Source organism: Curtobacterium flaccumfaciens UCD-AKU (assembly GCF_000349565.1).
In the GTDB taxonomy this organism is placed as follows: Bacteria; Actinomycetota; Actinomycetes; order Actinomycetales; family Microbacteriaceae; genus Curtobacterium; species Curtobacterium poinsettiae.
In genome coordinates, this window is the sequence record NZ_KB714617.1 from 1 (window position 1) to 15655 (window position 15655).

Below are 15655 nucleotides of genomic sequence, written 5' to 3' on the forward strand. Positions count from 1 at the left end.
GGCCAGGCGGCGCGGCCGGCCGGCGCGGCCAGGCGGCGCGGACGGGCGGTGGGATCGGCGAGCAGGATCGGCGAGCGGGCGAAATGCCCAGGTGTGCTCGACGACGCACCGGGACATCTCGCCCGCTCGCCGTGAGAGCGCTTCGGGCGATCCCTCGGGAGGCAGTTCCCGAGCGTCCAACGGCCCCGCCGACGAGCCCCGCGAACCCCGCGAACCCCGCGAACCCCGCGAACGGGCGAAACACCGGCGTGCGACGGCGGGATGCGCCCGGTGTTTCGCCCGTTCGACGGTGTCGCCATCCCTCCACAACCGCACGAGCGCGGTCACGATCCACAATGGAGGCGCTACTCCCGTCCGCACCGTCAGCTCGCGGCCACGATGTGGAGATGACCGCCAGACGCCGGCTCCCGATGGCACTCCGTGACGCTTCCTTCCGGGTGCGGGACGCGCTGCACCGCGGGGTCTCGCGTGGTCGCCTCGACGCACGCGACCTCGTCCGACCGTTCCACGGCATCCGGTCCGCGTTCCCCCCGGAATCCGTGGACGAACGTGCTCGGGCACTCGCTCCTCGACTCCGCCCCGATCAGGTGTTCAGTCACGTCACCGCCGCAGCGGTCATCGGCGTCCCCCTCCCCCGTCGCCTCGAACGTGATCAGCGGTTGCACGTCACGACGATCGGCACCGACCAAGCGCTCCGGGTTCGTGGCACGGTCGGCCATCGAGCGCGGTACGGGTCGGTCCGGGCGACGATCGCCCGAGGTGTGCCGCTCACCACACCTGCCGACACCTTCGTCGCGCTCGGCTCGATGTTGACGCTCGACGAACTCATCGTCGCCGGGGACGCGCTCGTCGGGTGGCTCGGCTGGGCAACGCTCGACGAACTCGCTCTGGCTGTCCGTCGGCGACGTGGCATCCGCGGGATCGTGAAGCTCCGCCTCGCGCTCGAAGAGATCCGGCAGGGTTCTCGGTCGCCGGGAGAGACCAGGACACGACTAGCGCTGCTCCGCCGCGGACTCCCGGAACCCGCGCTCAACCACGATGTCGTCGTCGACGGGGAGTGGATCGCGTGCGTGGATCTCGCGTACCCCGAGGCCAGGGTGGCGATCGAGTACGAGAGCGATCTGCACCGCACCGATCCAGCCAGCTTCCGCAAGGACCTCACGCGCGGTGAGCACCTCAAGGACGTCGATTGGTGGCTCGTCAGGGTGACGGCGGACGACCTTGCGCACGGAGTCGAGCGCTTCGTCAACCGCATCCGTCGGCTGCTCGACGTCGGTGCCCGAGGAGCCCACGACACGCGGTTTGCGACACTTGGGTGAACAATGGTTGACGCTTCAACCAAAACGGTGCACACTGTCGTAGTATCAACTCGATGCAGGCGCATGGAACGCGCCGCACCGCAGACTCTCGTTCGGAAGAAGGACCACCATGACGCTCACCGCTGACACCGTTCCCGGCTACCAGACCGGCACCTGGAAGATCGACCCGACCCACTCGGAGGTCACCTTCTCGGTCCGCCACCTCGCCATCAGCAAGGTCAAGGGCAAGTTCGAGACGTTCGACGCCACCGTCGTCACCGCCGAGAACCCGCTCGAGTCGACCGTCGAGGCCAGCATCGACGTCGCGTCGATCAACACCGGTCAGGAGCAGCGCGACCAGCACCTCAAGACGAGCGACTTCTTCCTCACCGAGGAGCACCCGCAGCTCACCTTCCGTTCCACGAGCATCGAGGCGAAGGGCGACGACCTGCACATCTCGGGCGACCTGACCCTGCGCGGCGTCACCAAGCCCGTCGTCCTCAAGGCTGAGCTCGGCGGATTCACCACCGACGGTTACGGACAGGTCAAGTTCGGCGCCGAGGCGACCACCAAGATCGACCGCACCGAGTTCGGTGTGAACTGGAACGCGGCGCTCGAGGCCGGTGGATTCACGCTCGGCAACGACGTCACGATCAACCTCGACGTCCAGTTCGTCCTCCAGGCGGCCTGAGCCTCCTCGTACTCGTCGCCCCACTGAGGGCACCGAACGGCACCACCCGAACCCGAGACGAACGCCCCGACTCCCGACGGAGTCGGGGCGTTCGTCGTTCCCGCGCTTCTTTGCCGACCACGAGCGGGCGAAATGCCCGGACCATCACCCTCATGAGCTTGGCATCTCGCCCGCTCGTCGGCCTGTGCACCCATGCCACGCCGCGCCACCAACGAGCGGGCGAAACACCCTGCCGATCCCCGTGGCGCTCCTGGTATTTCGCCCGCTCGCGGGACCGCGAGCGGCAGCGGGACCGGCGGGAGCGGGACCGGCGGGGGCACGCGCCGCGGCCGCGAGCCCGCGTACCGTGGGGCGCGCAGGGGCCGCCGGGGAATCCGCACGCCGAACCCCGAGTTGCACGAAAGGCACCACGAGCACCACGAGCACCACGAGCACCACCACCACCCGCACCACCCCGCACGACGAACAGGAGCACCACCATGGCCACCGACTGGATCGCGATGCAGGCCCTCGCGGCAGCCGAGTTCGGCCGCCGCGTCGCCGCCGTCACCGACTGGGACGCCCCCACCCCCGACTCCGAGTGGTCCACCCGCGACCTCGTCGCCCACGTCGTCGACGAGCAGCGGTGGATCCCGAAGCTCCTGACCGGGTGCGACTACGCCCAGGCGCAGGCCGACCTCGAACCCATCGGCGACGACCTGGTCGCCGAGTGGCACCGGTTCGCCACCGCAGCCACCGACGCCTGGCGGAACGCCCCGCAGGACACCCCCGTGCACCTCAGCACCGACGTCGTGCCCGCCGCGCAGTACCTGACCGAGCAGACGAGCGACATCACGATCCACACGTGGGACCTCGCCCGGGCGACCGGCACCGAGGAGTCCCTGCCCGACGAGCTCGTCCGTGCCGTGTGGGAGTACTTCGAGCCGCAGATCGAAGACCTGGCGGCGACCGGCCTCTACGCGCCCCCGGTCGACGTCACCGAGGACACCCCGCTGCAGGTGCGCCTGCTGGCGGTCACAGGCCGCGATGCCAGAGTGGCAGCATGACCACCGACACGAGCGGCACCACCACGGAGACGAGCAGCATGACCACCGACACGAAGCGCCTCGGCAACTCGGGGCTCGAGATCAGCAGCGTCGTCCTCGGCATGATGTCGTACGGCGACCCGGACCGGGGCTCGCACGCCTGGAGCGTCGGCATCGACGAGGCCCGCCCGTTCGTCCGCCGTGCGTTCGAGGCCGGCATCACGACCTTCGACACCGCGAACGTGTACTCGGACGGCAGCAGCGAGGAGATCACCGGCACGCTCCTGGCCGAGCTGGCTCCGCGCGAGGACGTCCAGGTCTTCACGAAGGTCTTCAACCGGATGCGCCCTGGTCGGAACGGCGCCGGACTGTCCCGCGCGGCGATCATGCACGAGATCGACGCGTCCCTGACCCGCCTGGGTACGGACTACGTCGACCTGTACCAGATCCACCGCTTCGACCCGGAGACCCCGGTCGAGGAGACGATGGAGGCCCTGCACGACGTCGTCAAGGCGGGGAAGGCGCGCTACATCGGCGCGAGCAGCATGTGGGCGTGGCAGTTCGCCGAGATGCAGCACACCGCCGAACGCCACGGATGGACGAAGTTCGTCAGCATGCAGGACCAGTACAACCTGCTCGAGCGCGAGGAAGAGCGCGAGATGCTCCCCTTCTGCGAGCACACCGGCGTCGGCGTGATCCCGTGGAGCCCCCTGGCCCGCGGCCGCGTCACGCGCCCCTGGGACGCCTCCGGGTCGGGTTCGCGCGCGCAGACCGACGAGTTCGGCAAGACCCTCTACAAGCAGGACGAAGACGCCAACCGCGCGATCGTCGACACGGTCGAGGCCGTCGCCGCCGAGCGCGGCGTCCCGATGGCGCAGGTCGCCCTGGCCTGGGTCGCCAGCAAGCCCGCGGTCTCCGCGCCGATCGTCGGCGCGACGAAGGAGCACCACATCGACGACGCGGTGGCCGCAGCGTCGCTGACGCTCACCGACGACGAGGTCACGCGACTCGAGTCCGCGTACACGCCCCGGGTGCCGTCGGGTTTCTGACGCACCACCAGACGGACGGGAGGCGCGGATCGGCCTGGCCCCGTTCCTCCCGTTCGTCCGTCGTCACCCCCACGGCCCGCGACACGCCGTCGTGTCGGTACCACGCCTGCGTCCTCGCGCAACGCCGCCGGACAGGGCGGCGTCTCGACAAGACGACGGCGTCCTGCGCAGGCGATCCCTGGGAGCGGCTACGCGCCGCGCTCGAGTCGTGCGATGCGCACGAGCGCTGCGCGCTCCGTGCCGGTCTGGTTGCCGAGCACGCCCCCGATGCCGTCGAGCACCAGGCCGGCCGTGCGGCTGACGGGCAGCTCGACAGGACCGATCATCGGGGCCCGCAGGCCGAGCATCGAGCGGTGGCGGGGGTCCAGCGTCGACACGGCGCCCTGGAAGAGGGCCTGGTAGCCGGGCCGAAGCATCAGCGCGAGCGGTGGGTTCCGGATGAACTTGACGACGTCACGGGTGCGGGCCGTCACCGCCAGTTCGCCACGGTCGAGGTACCCGTTCATCTGGGCACGGAGCTCCGCCTCGGATTCCGGCGGGTCCTCGACGCGCATGAGCCGGCCGGCGGTCGCCCACTCGCGCACGTAGGCGTCGGCTCCTCCCGGGATCGGATCGCCCCAGCGCTGCGCGGCGCGGAGGAACGCGTCCGTGAAGGCCAGGTGGACCCAGCGCGCCATGAGCGGGTCGTTGGCGGAGTAGTCCCGCGTGGTGCCGTGTCCGTCGACGTACTCGCCGCGGACCCGCTCGTGCAGGCGCAGCACCCACTCGCTGGCCCCGCGGGCGGTGGCGGTGTCACCGTGCGAGACGGTGAAGATCCAGCGGATGGTGCCGGCGAGGCGGCCGAACGGGTCCTCGCGGTAGCGGGAGTGGTCGGCCACGCCGGCGAGGACCCCGGGGTGGAGGGCCTGGACGAGCAGCGCCCGGACCCCGGCGACGATCGTCTGCTTGCCACCGTGCACGGACCACGTCGCGGAGCCCGGGCCGAAGAACCCGGCGTCGGTGCCCTGCTCGAGCTCGTCGATCCACTCCGGCTTGCTCGTCGCGCCCCCGGTGAACGTGTCGTTGAGGCGAGACCGGAGGGCGTCGGAGACGGAGGGCATGGCGTCATCGTCCGTCCGCCCCCTGGGAACGCACTCGGCTTCGCGCGAGCCGACCGTTCCCAGGGTGCACGGGGGTCGCCCGCTACGTTGGTCGAGTGAGCATCGACACGCCTCGTCCCTGGCTTGCCTCGTACGCCCCGGGGGTCCCGCACGACATCGAGGAACAGAGCGGTTCCCTGTACGACCTGGTCGAGCAGTCGGCCCGGAAGTTCCCCAGGCAGGTCGCCCTCGAGTTCTTCAAGCGCACCACGAGCTACGCCGACCTCGAGGAGCAGATCCTCCGCGCGGCGAACGGCCTGCGGAAGCTCGGCGTGGGGGCGGGTGACCGCGTCGCCATCGTGCTGCCGAACTGCCCCCAGCACATCGTGGCGTTCTACGCGGTGCTGCGGCTCGGCGCGATCGTGGTCGAGCACAACCCGCTGTACACGCCGCGGGAGCTCCGCCACCAGTTCGAGGACCACGGCGCCAAGGTCGCCATCGCCTGGGACAAGTCCGTCGCGACGCTGCAGGACTTCCCGGCCGACGTGCACCTCGACGCGATCGTCTCGGTCGACATCACCCGTGCGATGCCCCGGAGCACCCGGCTCGCCCTGGCGCTGCCGGTCGCGAAGGCCCGCGAGTCCCGCGCGAAGCTGACGACGAAGGTCCGTGGCACGGTGAAGTGGGACGACGTCGCCGACACCCGCAAGCTGTCGAAGCGGCACCCGCGCCCGGCCACCGACGACGTCGCACTGATCCAGTACACCTCCGGCACCACCGGGACGCCGAAGGGTGCGGTCCTGAGTCACCGGAACCTGCTGGCGAACGCCGCCCAGGCCCGGGCGTGGGTGCCGCAGATCCGCCGCGGCGACAACGTCGTGTACGCGGTGCTGCCGATGTTCCACGCCTACGGTCTGACGCTCTGCCTGACCTTCGCGATGAGCATGGCCTCGCGGCTCGTGCTCTTCCCCGCGTTCGACCCCGCTCTGGTCCTGACGGCCATCAAGCGTCACCCGCCGACGTTCCTGCCGGCCGTGCCGCCGATCTACGCCCGACTGCAGCACGCCGCCGACTCGGCGAAGGTGTCGCTCAAGGGCATCGAGATCGGCATCTCCGGCGCCATGCCACTGTCGCAGGACATCGTCGAACCGTGGGAGGCCCGGACCGACGGCTACCTGGTCGAGGGCTACGGCCTGTCCGAGTGCTCCCCCGTCCTGATGGCCAACCCGGTCTCCCCGGAGCGCCGCCTCGGGTCGATCGGCCTGCCGTTGTCCTCCACCGAGGCACGCGTGGTCGACCCGGACGACGACACCAAGGTGCTCGGTGTCGACGAGCCCGGCGAGCTGCAGGTCCGTGGCCCGCAGGTGTTCCGCGGCTACTGGGGCAAGGCGGAGGCCACCGACGAGGTCTTCACGCCCGACGGCTGGTTCCGCACCGGCGACATCGTGGCCATCGGTGCCGACGGGTACGTCCGGATCGTCGACCGCCTGAAGGAACTCATCATCACCGGCGGCTTCAACGTGTCGCCGTCCGAGGTCGAGGACACCCTGCTCAAGCACCCCAGCGTCAAGGAGGTCGCGGTCGTCGGCATCACGCAGGGTGGCAACGAGCAGGTCGTCGCCGCGGTCGTGCCGAAGGACCCGTCGACGTTCGACCCCGCGGCGCTGCGGGCCTGGTCACGCGAACACCTGGCGGCGTACAAGGTGCCGCGCCGGGTCGTCGTGGTCGAGGACCTGCCGCGCTCGATGATCGGCAAGGTGCTGCGGCGGAAGGTGCGCGACCAGATCCTGGACGGCTGACGCGCGGCGGCGCGCAGACGCTGCTGCTCGTCAGCTGGGGCGTCGCGCGGGCAGCGCCAGCACGGACAGCCCGACCACCACGAGCCCGATGCCGGTCCAGCCGCCGAGTCCCAGGTGCTCCCCCACCACGAGCACCGCCAGCACCGCGGCCACGACGGGCTCGAGCAGTGAAAGCAGCGTCGCGACCGATGCCGTCACCGACCGGAGTCCGACCGCGTACAGCGAGTGGCCGATGACCGTCGGCACCAGCGCCAGGTACAGGAACACCGGCCAGTCGTCGGCCTCGGCCAGGAACGGCCCGCCCGCCACCACGGCGAGCACGACGAGCGGCACCGCGGCCATGCCGAACACCGCACCGACGAGTCCGCGCTCGTTCGGCCCGCGGGCTGCCCGTGCCGCAGCGACCCCGACGTCGCCGCCGACCCGCATGGTGTCGGCCTCGGCGCGACCGACGGCGATCGGCATCCGGCTCGTCGCCGCGTGCATCCCCCGCGCCACCGCCCACGAGTACAGCGCGTACGTCAGACCGGCGACCAGGGCGCTGCCGACGCCGACCGCGAGCGATCGCCCGCCGTCGCCGTGCCCGGAGCGGGCGAGGGTGACGACGACCATGCCGACCACGCTCACCAGGGTGGCCACGAGCCAGCGGCGCGTGACGGGCCTGCGGTCGACGACCCACTCGACCAGGCCGGCGAAGACGGGCGACGAGCCGATGGCCAGGGTCGTGCCGAGCGCGACACCGGCGTCGGCGAGGGCCGCGTAGAACGCGATCGCGTAGACCACGAGCGACACGGCACCGAGCAGGGCCCAGCCCCGGGTCCGGCGCTGGCCCACGGCTCGCAGGGTGCCCCGGCCCGCGGTCGCCGCGAGCACGAGCCCGCCCAGGCCGAAGGTCACCGCGCCGAACACGAACGCCGGCACACCGGGCGCGAAGTGCGTCGCGGTCCCGGTGGTGCCCCACACCGCCGCGGCGACCACGATCGCCGCCAGGCCGCCGACGGGCCTGGAGGCACGTCCTGCGCCCGGTCCGCGGCTCACGCGACGTGGACGTTGGGCCGTCGGTTGACCTCGGGTTCCGCTTCGCGCAGGACCTCGCGCGTCACGGGGGCGACGTCGCCGGCACCGGTGAACACGAAGCGCAGGGCGTTGCGGATCGGGCTGCCCTCGTTCCACTCGAAGTAGATGCTCGGCACCACACCGGCGAGGTCGCGGATGGCGAGGAGGGTCGACGCGATGGTGTTCGGGACGTTGCCGGAGCGGACCTTGAGCACGCGGAACCCGTGGATGACGTGCCCTTCGACCACCAGGTCCTCTTCGAAGTCGGACGAGTCGGCGGGCAGGACCTCGAGGAACATCGTCGGCACGCGCGCCGGGATGCCGGAGTCGCGACGTTCCTCGCGCCCCTTCGCCCGGTACGCCTCGGCCGTGCCGGCACCGGGTTCGTTGGCGATGATGCAGATCGAGCTGAACTGGTCGGCGTCGGCCTCGACGAACTGGCGGGCCGTCGCGTCCAGCTCGATCGACGATGCCCGGAGTTCGAACGAGCGGCGCACACGCGAGATGAGCGAGACCACGACGATCGCGATGATGAAGATCGCCGCGATCCGCACGCCGTCGGGCCGCTCGATGACGTTGGCGACGGTGGTGTAGACGAACACGACCGAGATCACGCCGAACGCGATGGTGCGCTTGCGCTGCTGCTTGCGGCGCGCGGACAGCGTCACGGCGACCGCGGCACTCGTGATGAGCACGAGGACGCCGGTGGCGTAGGCGCCGCCCTGGGCGTCGACGTCGGCCTGGAAGATGATCGTGATCACGAACGCGATGAGCGTGAAGATGATCACGAGGGGACGCACGGCGCGAGCCCACTGGGGTGCCATGCCGTAGCGGGGCAGGAACCGCGGCACGAGGTTCAGGAGCCCGGCCATCGCGCTCGCGCCGGCGAACCACAGGATGGCGACGGTGGAGAAGTCGTAGATCGACCCGAACACGCCGCCCATGTACTCGTGCGCCAGGTACGCCAGCGCACGACCGTTCGCACCACCGCCCGGCTGGAACTCGCGCTGCGGGATGAGGAACGTCGTCACGATCGACGAGGTGATGAGGAACGAGCTCATGATCAGCGCCGCGACCGTCAGCAGGCGCTTCGTGCCACGGATCCGGCCTTCGGGTCGGTCGCTGGTGCCGTCGGTGGCGTCGCCGCGGACCTGCGGCATCACCGCGACGCCCGTCTCGAAGCCGGAGAGCCCGAGCGCGAGCTTCGGGAACACGATCAGGGCGATGCCGACCATGACGAGCGGGTTGCCGTGCTGCGCCGTCAGCCCGGACCACCAGTCGCTCGCGACCATCGGGTTCTCGAACACGTGCCAGAGCGCGACGATGATGACGACGGCGTTCAGGGCGAGGAACACGGCGACGAGCCCGACCGCGATGCCGATGGCTTCCTTGAAGCCGCGCAGGAACACGATGCCGAGCAGGAGCAGCAGCGCCAGGGTGAGCGGCACCGGGATCTCGGTGAACCAGTGCGGCGTGTACGGGTTCTCGGCGATGTGCGCCGTGGCGTCGGCCGCCGACAGGGTCATCGTGATCATGAAGTCCGTCACGGCGAACCCGAGCAGCACCAGCACGAGCAGCTTGCCGGCCCACCACGGCAGGAGCTTCTCGAGCATCATGATCGACCCGGCGCCCCGGAAGCTGTCGTGGGCGATCCGGCGGTACACCGGCAGCGCGCCGAACAGCGTGACGAGCACGAGGACGATCGTCGCGATCGGCGACAGCAGCCCCGCGGCGAGCGCGGCGATGGCGGGCTGGTACCCGAGGGTGGAGAAGTAGTCCACGCCGGTCAGGCACATGACCCGCCACCACGGGTGGGTCTTCTCGACCTCGACCTGGTGCGGGCCCTGGTGGGAGGCGCCCTGGTCGGCCCCGTGCAGCATCCACCGGCGCAGGCGGGTGCTGCGGTCGAGGGGCTGCTCGGTGGCGTCGCGCTGGGCGGCCCGCTCGGCGTCTGTCGCGGTCACGAGGATGATGCTAAGCCGTCCGGGTGGCCCCCGCGCACACCCGGACGACCCTGTGCACGGGGCGCTCCCACTACCGCCGTGTGCGGGACAGGGTCGCCACGATCCCGGCGACGACCAGCAGGACGCCGGCGGCGATGCAGGCGGCCAGCAGCAGGGTCGTGGTGTCCACTGAGAACATCGGCAGCGCACTCACGGCCATCGCCCCGGCGAACACCAGCATCAGCACGCCCCACAGGATCGTGCCGAACCGTGCACCGCGGCGTGCAGGCCGGTGGCCGCGCCCGTCGGGAACCTCCGGCGGAACCGTCGGCGCTGTCGTCTCGTCGTTCGTGGTGTCGTCGTTCGTCATGGTCCCGTTCCTCACTCGCCGACCGTGATCGCCCGCGGCACGTCGACGCCGCCGCCGAGGATCCACAGGTGCACGGTCGTGGTCTCGTCCGCATCGGCCGTGCGCGCCGCGCGGTTCTCCAGCGTCGTGGTCCGGAGCACCCCGCCGGTGTCCGCTCCGTCGTCGCCTCCGCCGGTGTCCACGCCGTACCCGACGCCGCTGACCTCGACCCGGACCGGCAGGTCGGTCGGCAGCAGCACGTCGGCTCCGCCGGCGCCCAGCCAGAGGGTCACGTCGCCCCCGCTGGCCGACGGTTCGAGGCCGCGGAGGTCCAGGGTGGGCCCACCGGCCAGCATCGCGAAGTTCCGGTCGGTCCCCGACGCGGCCCGTTCCACCTGCCACGTGGTGCCGCCGATCAGCGAGACCTGTGTGCCGGCGGGCAGGACCCCGGTGACCACGAGGGCCACCGCGGCGACCGTCGAGAACAGTCCGAGCACGTCGTCGTCGCGGCCGCGGACCCCGGCGACGATCGTGGCGATCGCCAGCACCGCGAGCGCGGCGGCGATCCCGAGGACCGGGACGGACCACCCGGCCTGCTGCGCCCAGAACGCGACCCCGGCTCCGGCGACGAGTGCGAGTCCGAGGGACACGGCGACGTACGCCGCTCCGGGGCGCCGCTGCTCCCGCTCGGCCCGCCGTTCGCCGGCCCGCTCGCGTTCCGCGCGCAACCGCTCCTCGTGCTGCAGTCGCCGGTCCTCGGGGCTCACCGGCACGTCCCACTGCCAGGAGGCCCGACCCGGCTCCGGCGCGCCGGTCGCCTCGGTGGTCCACGCGGTCCGGGCCGGGCGCGGCTCCTCGGGGCTGGTCCAGAAGTCGCCCCGCGGCGCGGCCGACGGGTCGGCTTCGGTGTGCGCGGTCCGGTCGCCGTCCACTCCGCGTCGGGCCAGGACCACGATGAGCCAGACGATCCCGCCGACCAGCACGATGCTCCACGCGGTGGCCAGGGTCGCCTCGAGCCAGCTGGGCATCCCCCAGGCATCGGGCACACCCTGCCACCACAGCCCCCGGGCGGCGGGCACGAAGGTCAGTGCCACGAAGGCGCCGATCGCGATGAGTGCGGGGTCGAGCACCCCGCGGATCATCCGGTCGACGTGGATGCGTCCGGCGGAGTCGGGCAGCAGCGCCCAGCCGACGGCGTACGCCAGGAAGACCGGCCCGCCCAGCAGTGCGACGACGATCGCCACGCCGCGGACCACGAGCGGGTCGAGCCCGGTGCGGCGGGCGACGGCGCCGCACACGCCGGCGAGCCAGCGGTCGTCGGTGCGCGTGATGCCGAGGCCGCGGACCCAGTCGAAGAACCGGGTCGTCGAGTCGGCGCTGCCGGCAGCGGTGCCGGGAGCGGAGTCGTGCTGGTGATCGGTCATGACCACCAGCATCCCGGCAGGCGTGCGTCGGCACCATCGGGGTTCCCCCTGACCGGTCCCTGATCCCGGCCCCGGACCCTGCTGCGGGCGCCGTCCGGGTGCCAGGATTGGTCCATGGCCACCGCGACGATGACGCGCCCGACCCCGAGGGTCGTCGGCGGCGTCTGCAGCGGGTTCGCGGCGCACACCGGGCTGCCGGTCGGGGCCGTCCGGCTCGTCACCGCGGTCCTGGTGGTCTGCGGTGGCGCCGGCCTGCTGCTCTACGCCTGGCTCTGGGCGACCGTCCCGAGTGCGCCCGCCGGTTCCGCCTCGGGCCGCGCACCACTCGAGTCCTTCCTGACGCCTGCCGTCGGCGTGGACGGAGACGACGACCCCGTGTCCGCCCTCCGCGCCCCGGTCGTCGAGATCCTGCTCGGCGTGGCCCTGCTCGCCGCCGCCGGCGCGGTGGTGGCAGCGCGGATGGGCATGGCGGTCCCCCTCGAGTTCGTCGTGCCCGGCGTCGTCGTCGTCACCGGCGCCGCACTCGCCTGGCGACAGTTCGACGCGCTCCGCAACGTCCGCACGGCCCGGTCCTCCGCCCTGGTCGTGCGGGCGCTCGGGGCCCTGGTGCTCGTCGTGCTCGGCATCCTGCTGTTCTTCACGACGAGCAGCCGCCCGAACGTCTGGACGGTCCTCACCGCCGCGGTCGCCGTCCTGGTCGGGGTCGCCGTCGTGGTCGCCCCGTGGGTGGTCCGGCTCGTCCGCGACCTCGCCGAGGAACGCGCCGCCCGCGTCCGTGACCTCGAGCGGGCCGAGTTCGCCGCGCACCTGCACGACTCGGTGTTGCAGACGCTCGCCCTCATCCAGCAGAAGGCCGAGCCCGGCTCCGACGCGGCCCGGCTGGCGCGGGCGCAGGAACGCGAGCTGCGGTCCTGGCTCTTCGCGGAGCAGGCGGAACCGGCGCGCGACCTCGGCACGCAGCTGCGCGACGCCGCCGTCGAGATCGAGTCCGAGTACCCCGCCCGCATCGACGTCATCGCGGTGGGCCCCGCCCGCACCGACCTGCCCGACGGGCTCGTCGCCGCCGCTCGCGAAGCGGTGCTCAACGCTGCCCGGCACGCCGGCGGGACCGTCAGCGTGTACGCCGAGACCGCCCGCGACCGGGTCGAGATCAGCATCCGCGACCGCGGACCGGGCTTCGACGTCGAGCAGGTGCCGGCGGGCCGGTACGGCGTCCGCGAGTCGATCATCGGCCGCATGCAGCGCCTCGGCGGCCTCGCGACGATCGCGCCCGGGCCGGGGCACACGGGCACCGAGGTCCGACTGACCCTGCCGCTCGCACCCGCGACTCACGACGAGGAGCACGCATGACCGAACCCGCCCCGTTGACGGTCGCGATCGTCGACGACCACTCCATCTTCCGAGCCGGCGTGCGCGCCGGGCTGCCACCGGGCCTCCAGGTCGTTGGTGAGGCGGCGACCGTCGACGAGGCCGTGACACTCGTCGCGACCACGCGCCCGCGCGTCGTCCTGCTCGACGTGCACCTGCCGGGTGGCGGCGGGGGTGGTGGTGCCGAGGTGATCACGCGGTCCGCACCGGGGAACCCGGACACCCGGTTCCTCGCGCTGAGCGTGTCGGACGCCGCCGACGACGTCGTCCGGGTCATCCGGGCCGGCGCCCGCGGGTACATCACGAAGAGCTCGTCGAGTGCCGAGGTCGCCGAGGCCGTGACCCGTGTGGCGGACGGCGACGCGGTGTTCTCGCCGCGCCTGGCCGGCTTCGTGCTCGATGCGTTCGGGGCGGTCAGCGGCGAGACGGCGCAGCACGACACCGAGCTGGACCGCCTGTCCGCCCGCGAGCAGGAGGTCATGCGGCTCATCGCCCGCGGGTACGCCTACAAGGAGGTCGCGACGGAGCTGTTCATCTCGGTGAAGACCGTCGAGACCCACGTGTCGAAGGTCCTGCGGAAGCTGCAGCTGTCGAACCGGCACGAGCTGACCGCGTGGGCGCTGCAGCGCAAGCTGCTCTGAGCGCCCACACCGGCGTCACTTCGCGCTGATCCTGGGGGTGAATGGCACAGCCTTGTTGACCGCCCATGGCGTCACTTCGCGCTGATCCTGGTGTACTTGTTCACCGACCACGGCACGAACACCACGAGCATCACGGCGATCCCGATCAGGACGGTCAGCACGGGGTGCTGCATCGTCCAGATGTCCGGCACCGGCGCGGACCCGACGTTGCCGAACAGTTCGCGCGCGGCCTGCACGAGCGACGACACCGGGTTCCACTCCGCGAACACGCGCAGCACCAGCGGCAGGGTGTCGCTCGGCACGAACGCGTTCGAGATGAACGTCAGCGGGAACAGGATCATGAACGAGGCGTTGTTGATGACCTCGGGTGTCTTGACGCTCATGCCGAGCAACGCCATCACCCAGCTGAACGCGTAGCTGAAGAGCAGCAGCAGGGCGATGCCGGCCAGGAACTCGAGCGGGGACGAGTTGACGCGCCACCCGACCGCCAGACCGGTGAGCATCATGATCGCCATCGAGATCGAGTTGAGCACGAGGTCGGAGTTGGTCCGTCCGACGAGCACGGCGGACGCCGACATCGGCAGCGTGCGGAACCGGTCGATCAGTCCTTCCTTCAGGTCCTGCGCCATCGCCGAGCCGGAGAACGTCGCGCCGAACACCACGGTCTGCGCGAAGATCCCCGCCATCAGGAACTGCGTGTAGTCGGTGCCCTGCACCTGGATGGCGCCGCCGTAGACCTGGCTGAACAGCAGGACGAACATGATCGGCTGCAGCACGGCGAAGACGAGCATGTCCGGCGACCGCTTGAGCTTGATGAGGTTGCGCTTGGTGACGGTCCAGCCGTCCTCGACCCAGACGGCGAGCGGCGAGGTGACGACGACGGGCAGCTGACGGCCCGGAGCCAGGGAGGTGGCGGTCATCGTGCCGTCTCCTTCTGCTTGGTCTTCTGCGTGGTCGCCGCGGGGCCGTCGGCGTCGTCGTCCGTCGCGGCGTGGCCGGTCAGGCGGAGGAAGACGTCGTCGAGGGTCGGGCGCCGCATGCCGGCGTCGTGCAGGTCGATGCCGGCCGCACCGAGGTCGGCGAGCACGCGCTGCAGGGCGGCCGGTCCGGCCTCGACCGCGATGGCACGGGTGCGGCCGTCGCCCGAGGTCTCGACCTCGCCGACCCCGTAGCGGCGGAGGACGGTGGTCGCCGCGTCGCCGTCGGCCTCGTCCACCAGGGTCACGACGACCCGGTGCCCACCGACCTGCGCCTTCAGGTGGTCGGAGGTCCCCTCGGCGATGACCGTCCCGTCGTCGATGACCGCGATGTCGTCGGCGAGCCGGTCGGCCTCTTCCAGGTACTGGGTGGTGAGGAGCACCGTCGCGCCCTCGGCCACGAGGTCCTCGATGATGCCCCAGAGCGCCAGCCGGCTGCGGGGGTCGAGGCCCGTCGTCGGCTCGTCGAGGAACAGCACCCGCGGGTTCATCACGAGGGCCCCGGCCAGGTCGATCCGTCGTCGCATGCCGCCCGAGAAGCCCTTGACCGGGCGGTCCCCCGCCTCGGACAGGTCGAAGACGTCGATGAGCTCACGAGCCCGGTCGCGCGAGGTCCGACGACCCAGGTGGTACAGCCGCCCGATCATCTCGAGGTTCTCGAACCCGGTCAGGTTCTCGTCGACCGCCGCGTACTGTCCGGACACCCCGATCGAGCGCCGGGTGGCCTGCGGATCGGCGATCACGTCGATGCCGTCGATCGTCGCGGTGCCGGAGTCGGGCGTGATGAGGGTGGTCAGCACCTTCACGGTGGTCGTCTTGCCCGCGCCGTTCGGCCCGAGCAGTGCCTTCACGGTGCCCTGCGGCACCGACAGGTCGAGTCCGGCCAGTGCGTGCACCGGCCCGGACTTCGACTTGTACGTCTTGGTCAGCCCGGAGGCTTCGATGATGGCCATGTC

At 71.5% G+C, this 15655-nt stretch carries 14 protein-coding genes; 7 read left to right on the forward strand and 7 right to left on the reverse strand.

The window, feature by feature from the left end:
• Positions 1–386 precede the first annotated feature (386 nt).
• From H489_RS27555 to H489_RS27570, 4 genes are all read left to right on the forward strand, one after another.
• Positions 387–1319, forward strand: coding sequence for a hypothetical protein (locus H489_RS27555; RefSeq protein ID WP_071251204.1), 933 nt, complete (start codon positions 387–389; stop codon positions 1317–1319).
• A gap of 109 nt (positions 1320–1428) precedes the next feature.
• Positions 1429–1989, forward strand: a complete 561-nt coding sequence (locus H489_RS27560) for a YceI family protein (protein ID WP_017886977.1) — start codon at positions 1429–1431, stop codon at positions 1987–1989.
• A gap of 479 nt (positions 1990–2468) precedes the next feature.
• On the forward strand, positions 2469–3035 hold the full coding sequence (locus H489_RS27565) for a TIGR03086 family metal-binding protein (protein ID WP_017886978.1): 567 nt from the start codon (positions 2469–2471) through the stop codon (positions 3033–3035).
• Positions 3032–4063: an aldo/keto reductase gene (locus tag H489_RS27570; protein WP_017886979.1), complete on the forward strand. Its 1032-nt coding sequence runs from the start codon at positions 3032–3034 to the stop codon at positions 4061–4063. The genes H489_RS27565 and H489_RS27570 overlap by 4 nt, the downstream gene beginning before the upstream one ends.
• 188 nt (positions 4064–4251) lie before the next feature.
• Here H489_RS27570 and H489_RS27575 read toward each other — a convergent pair whose 3' ends face one another.
• A complete protein-coding gene (locus H489_RS27575) occupies positions 4252–5163 on the reverse strand; it encodes an oxygenase MpaB family protein (RefSeq protein ID WP_017886980.1) in 912 nt (303 codons plus the stop codon).
• A 95-nt stretch (positions 5164–5258) separates the two neighbouring features.
• Here H489_RS27575 and H489_RS27580 point away from each other — a divergent pair, with 95 nt between their 5' ends.
• On the forward strand, positions 5259–6941 hold the full coding sequence (locus H489_RS27580; protein ID WP_017886981.1) for a long-chain-fatty-acid--CoA ligase: 1683 nt from the start codon (positions 5259–5261) through the stop codon (positions 6939–6941).
• A gap of 30 nt (positions 6942–6971) precedes the next feature.
• Here the strand turns inward: H489_RS27580 and H489_RS27585 are convergent, their stop codons facing one another.
• The 4 genes from H489_RS27585 to H489_RS27600 all read right to left on the reverse strand — a co-directional run bounded on the left by H489_RS27585 (position 6972) and on the right by H489_RS27600 (position 11713).
• Positions 6972–7979 (reverse strand): DMT family transporter, encoded by a 1008-nt coding sequence (locus tag H489_RS27585; protein ID WP_017886982.1) that lies wholly within the window; start codon positions 7977–7979, stop codon positions 6972–6974.
• A complete protein-coding gene (locus H489_RS27590) occupies positions 7976–9877 on the reverse strand; it encodes an amino acid transporter (RefSeq protein WP_228499484.1) in 1902 nt (633 codons plus the stop codon). Before H489_RS27590 ends, H489_RS27585 begins: the two co-directional genes overlap by 4 nt.
• 154 nt (positions 9878–10031) lie before the next feature.
• Entirely contained in the window at positions 10032–10310 is a 279-nt protein-coding gene (locus H489_RS27595; RefSeq protein WP_017886984.1) for a hypothetical protein, read from the reverse strand.
• 11 nt (positions 10311–10321) lie between these two features.
• Entirely contained in the window at positions 10322–11713 is a 1392-nt protein-coding gene (locus tag H489_RS27600) for a PspC domain-containing protein (RefSeq protein WP_167578302.1), read from the reverse strand.
• 114 nt (positions 11714–11827) lie between these two features.
• Here H489_RS27600 and H489_RS27605 point away from each other — a divergent pair, with 114 nt between their 5' ends.
• Positions 11828–13063, forward strand: coding sequence for an ATP-binding protein (locus H489_RS27605; RefSeq protein WP_017886985.1), 1236 nt, complete (start codon positions 11828–11830; stop codon positions 13061–13063).
• Positions 13060–13722, forward strand: a complete 663-nt coding sequence (locus H489_RS27610) for a LuxR C-terminal-related transcriptional regulator (RefSeq protein WP_017886986.1) — start codon at positions 13060–13062, stop codon at positions 13720–13722. Before H489_RS27605 ends, H489_RS27610 begins: the two co-directional genes overlap by 4 nt.
• A 71-nt stretch (positions 13723–13793) precedes the next feature.
• Here the strand turns inward: H489_RS27610 and H489_RS27615 are convergent, their stop codons facing one another.
• Both H489_RS27615 and H489_RS27620 read right to left on the reverse strand, forming a co-directional pair.
• Entirely contained in the window at positions 13794–14642 is an 849-nt protein-coding gene (locus H489_RS27615; protein WP_017886987.1) for an ABC transporter permease, read from the reverse strand.
• Positions 14639–15652: a daunorubicin resistance protein DrrA family ABC transporter ATP-binding protein gene (locus tag H489_RS27620; protein WP_017886988.1), complete on the reverse strand. Its 1014-nt coding sequence runs from the start codon at positions 15650–15652 to the stop codon at positions 14639–14641. The genes H489_RS27615 and H489_RS27620 overlap by 4 nt, the downstream gene beginning before the upstream one ends.
• Between the last annotated feature and the right edge of the window lie 3 nt (positions 15653–15655).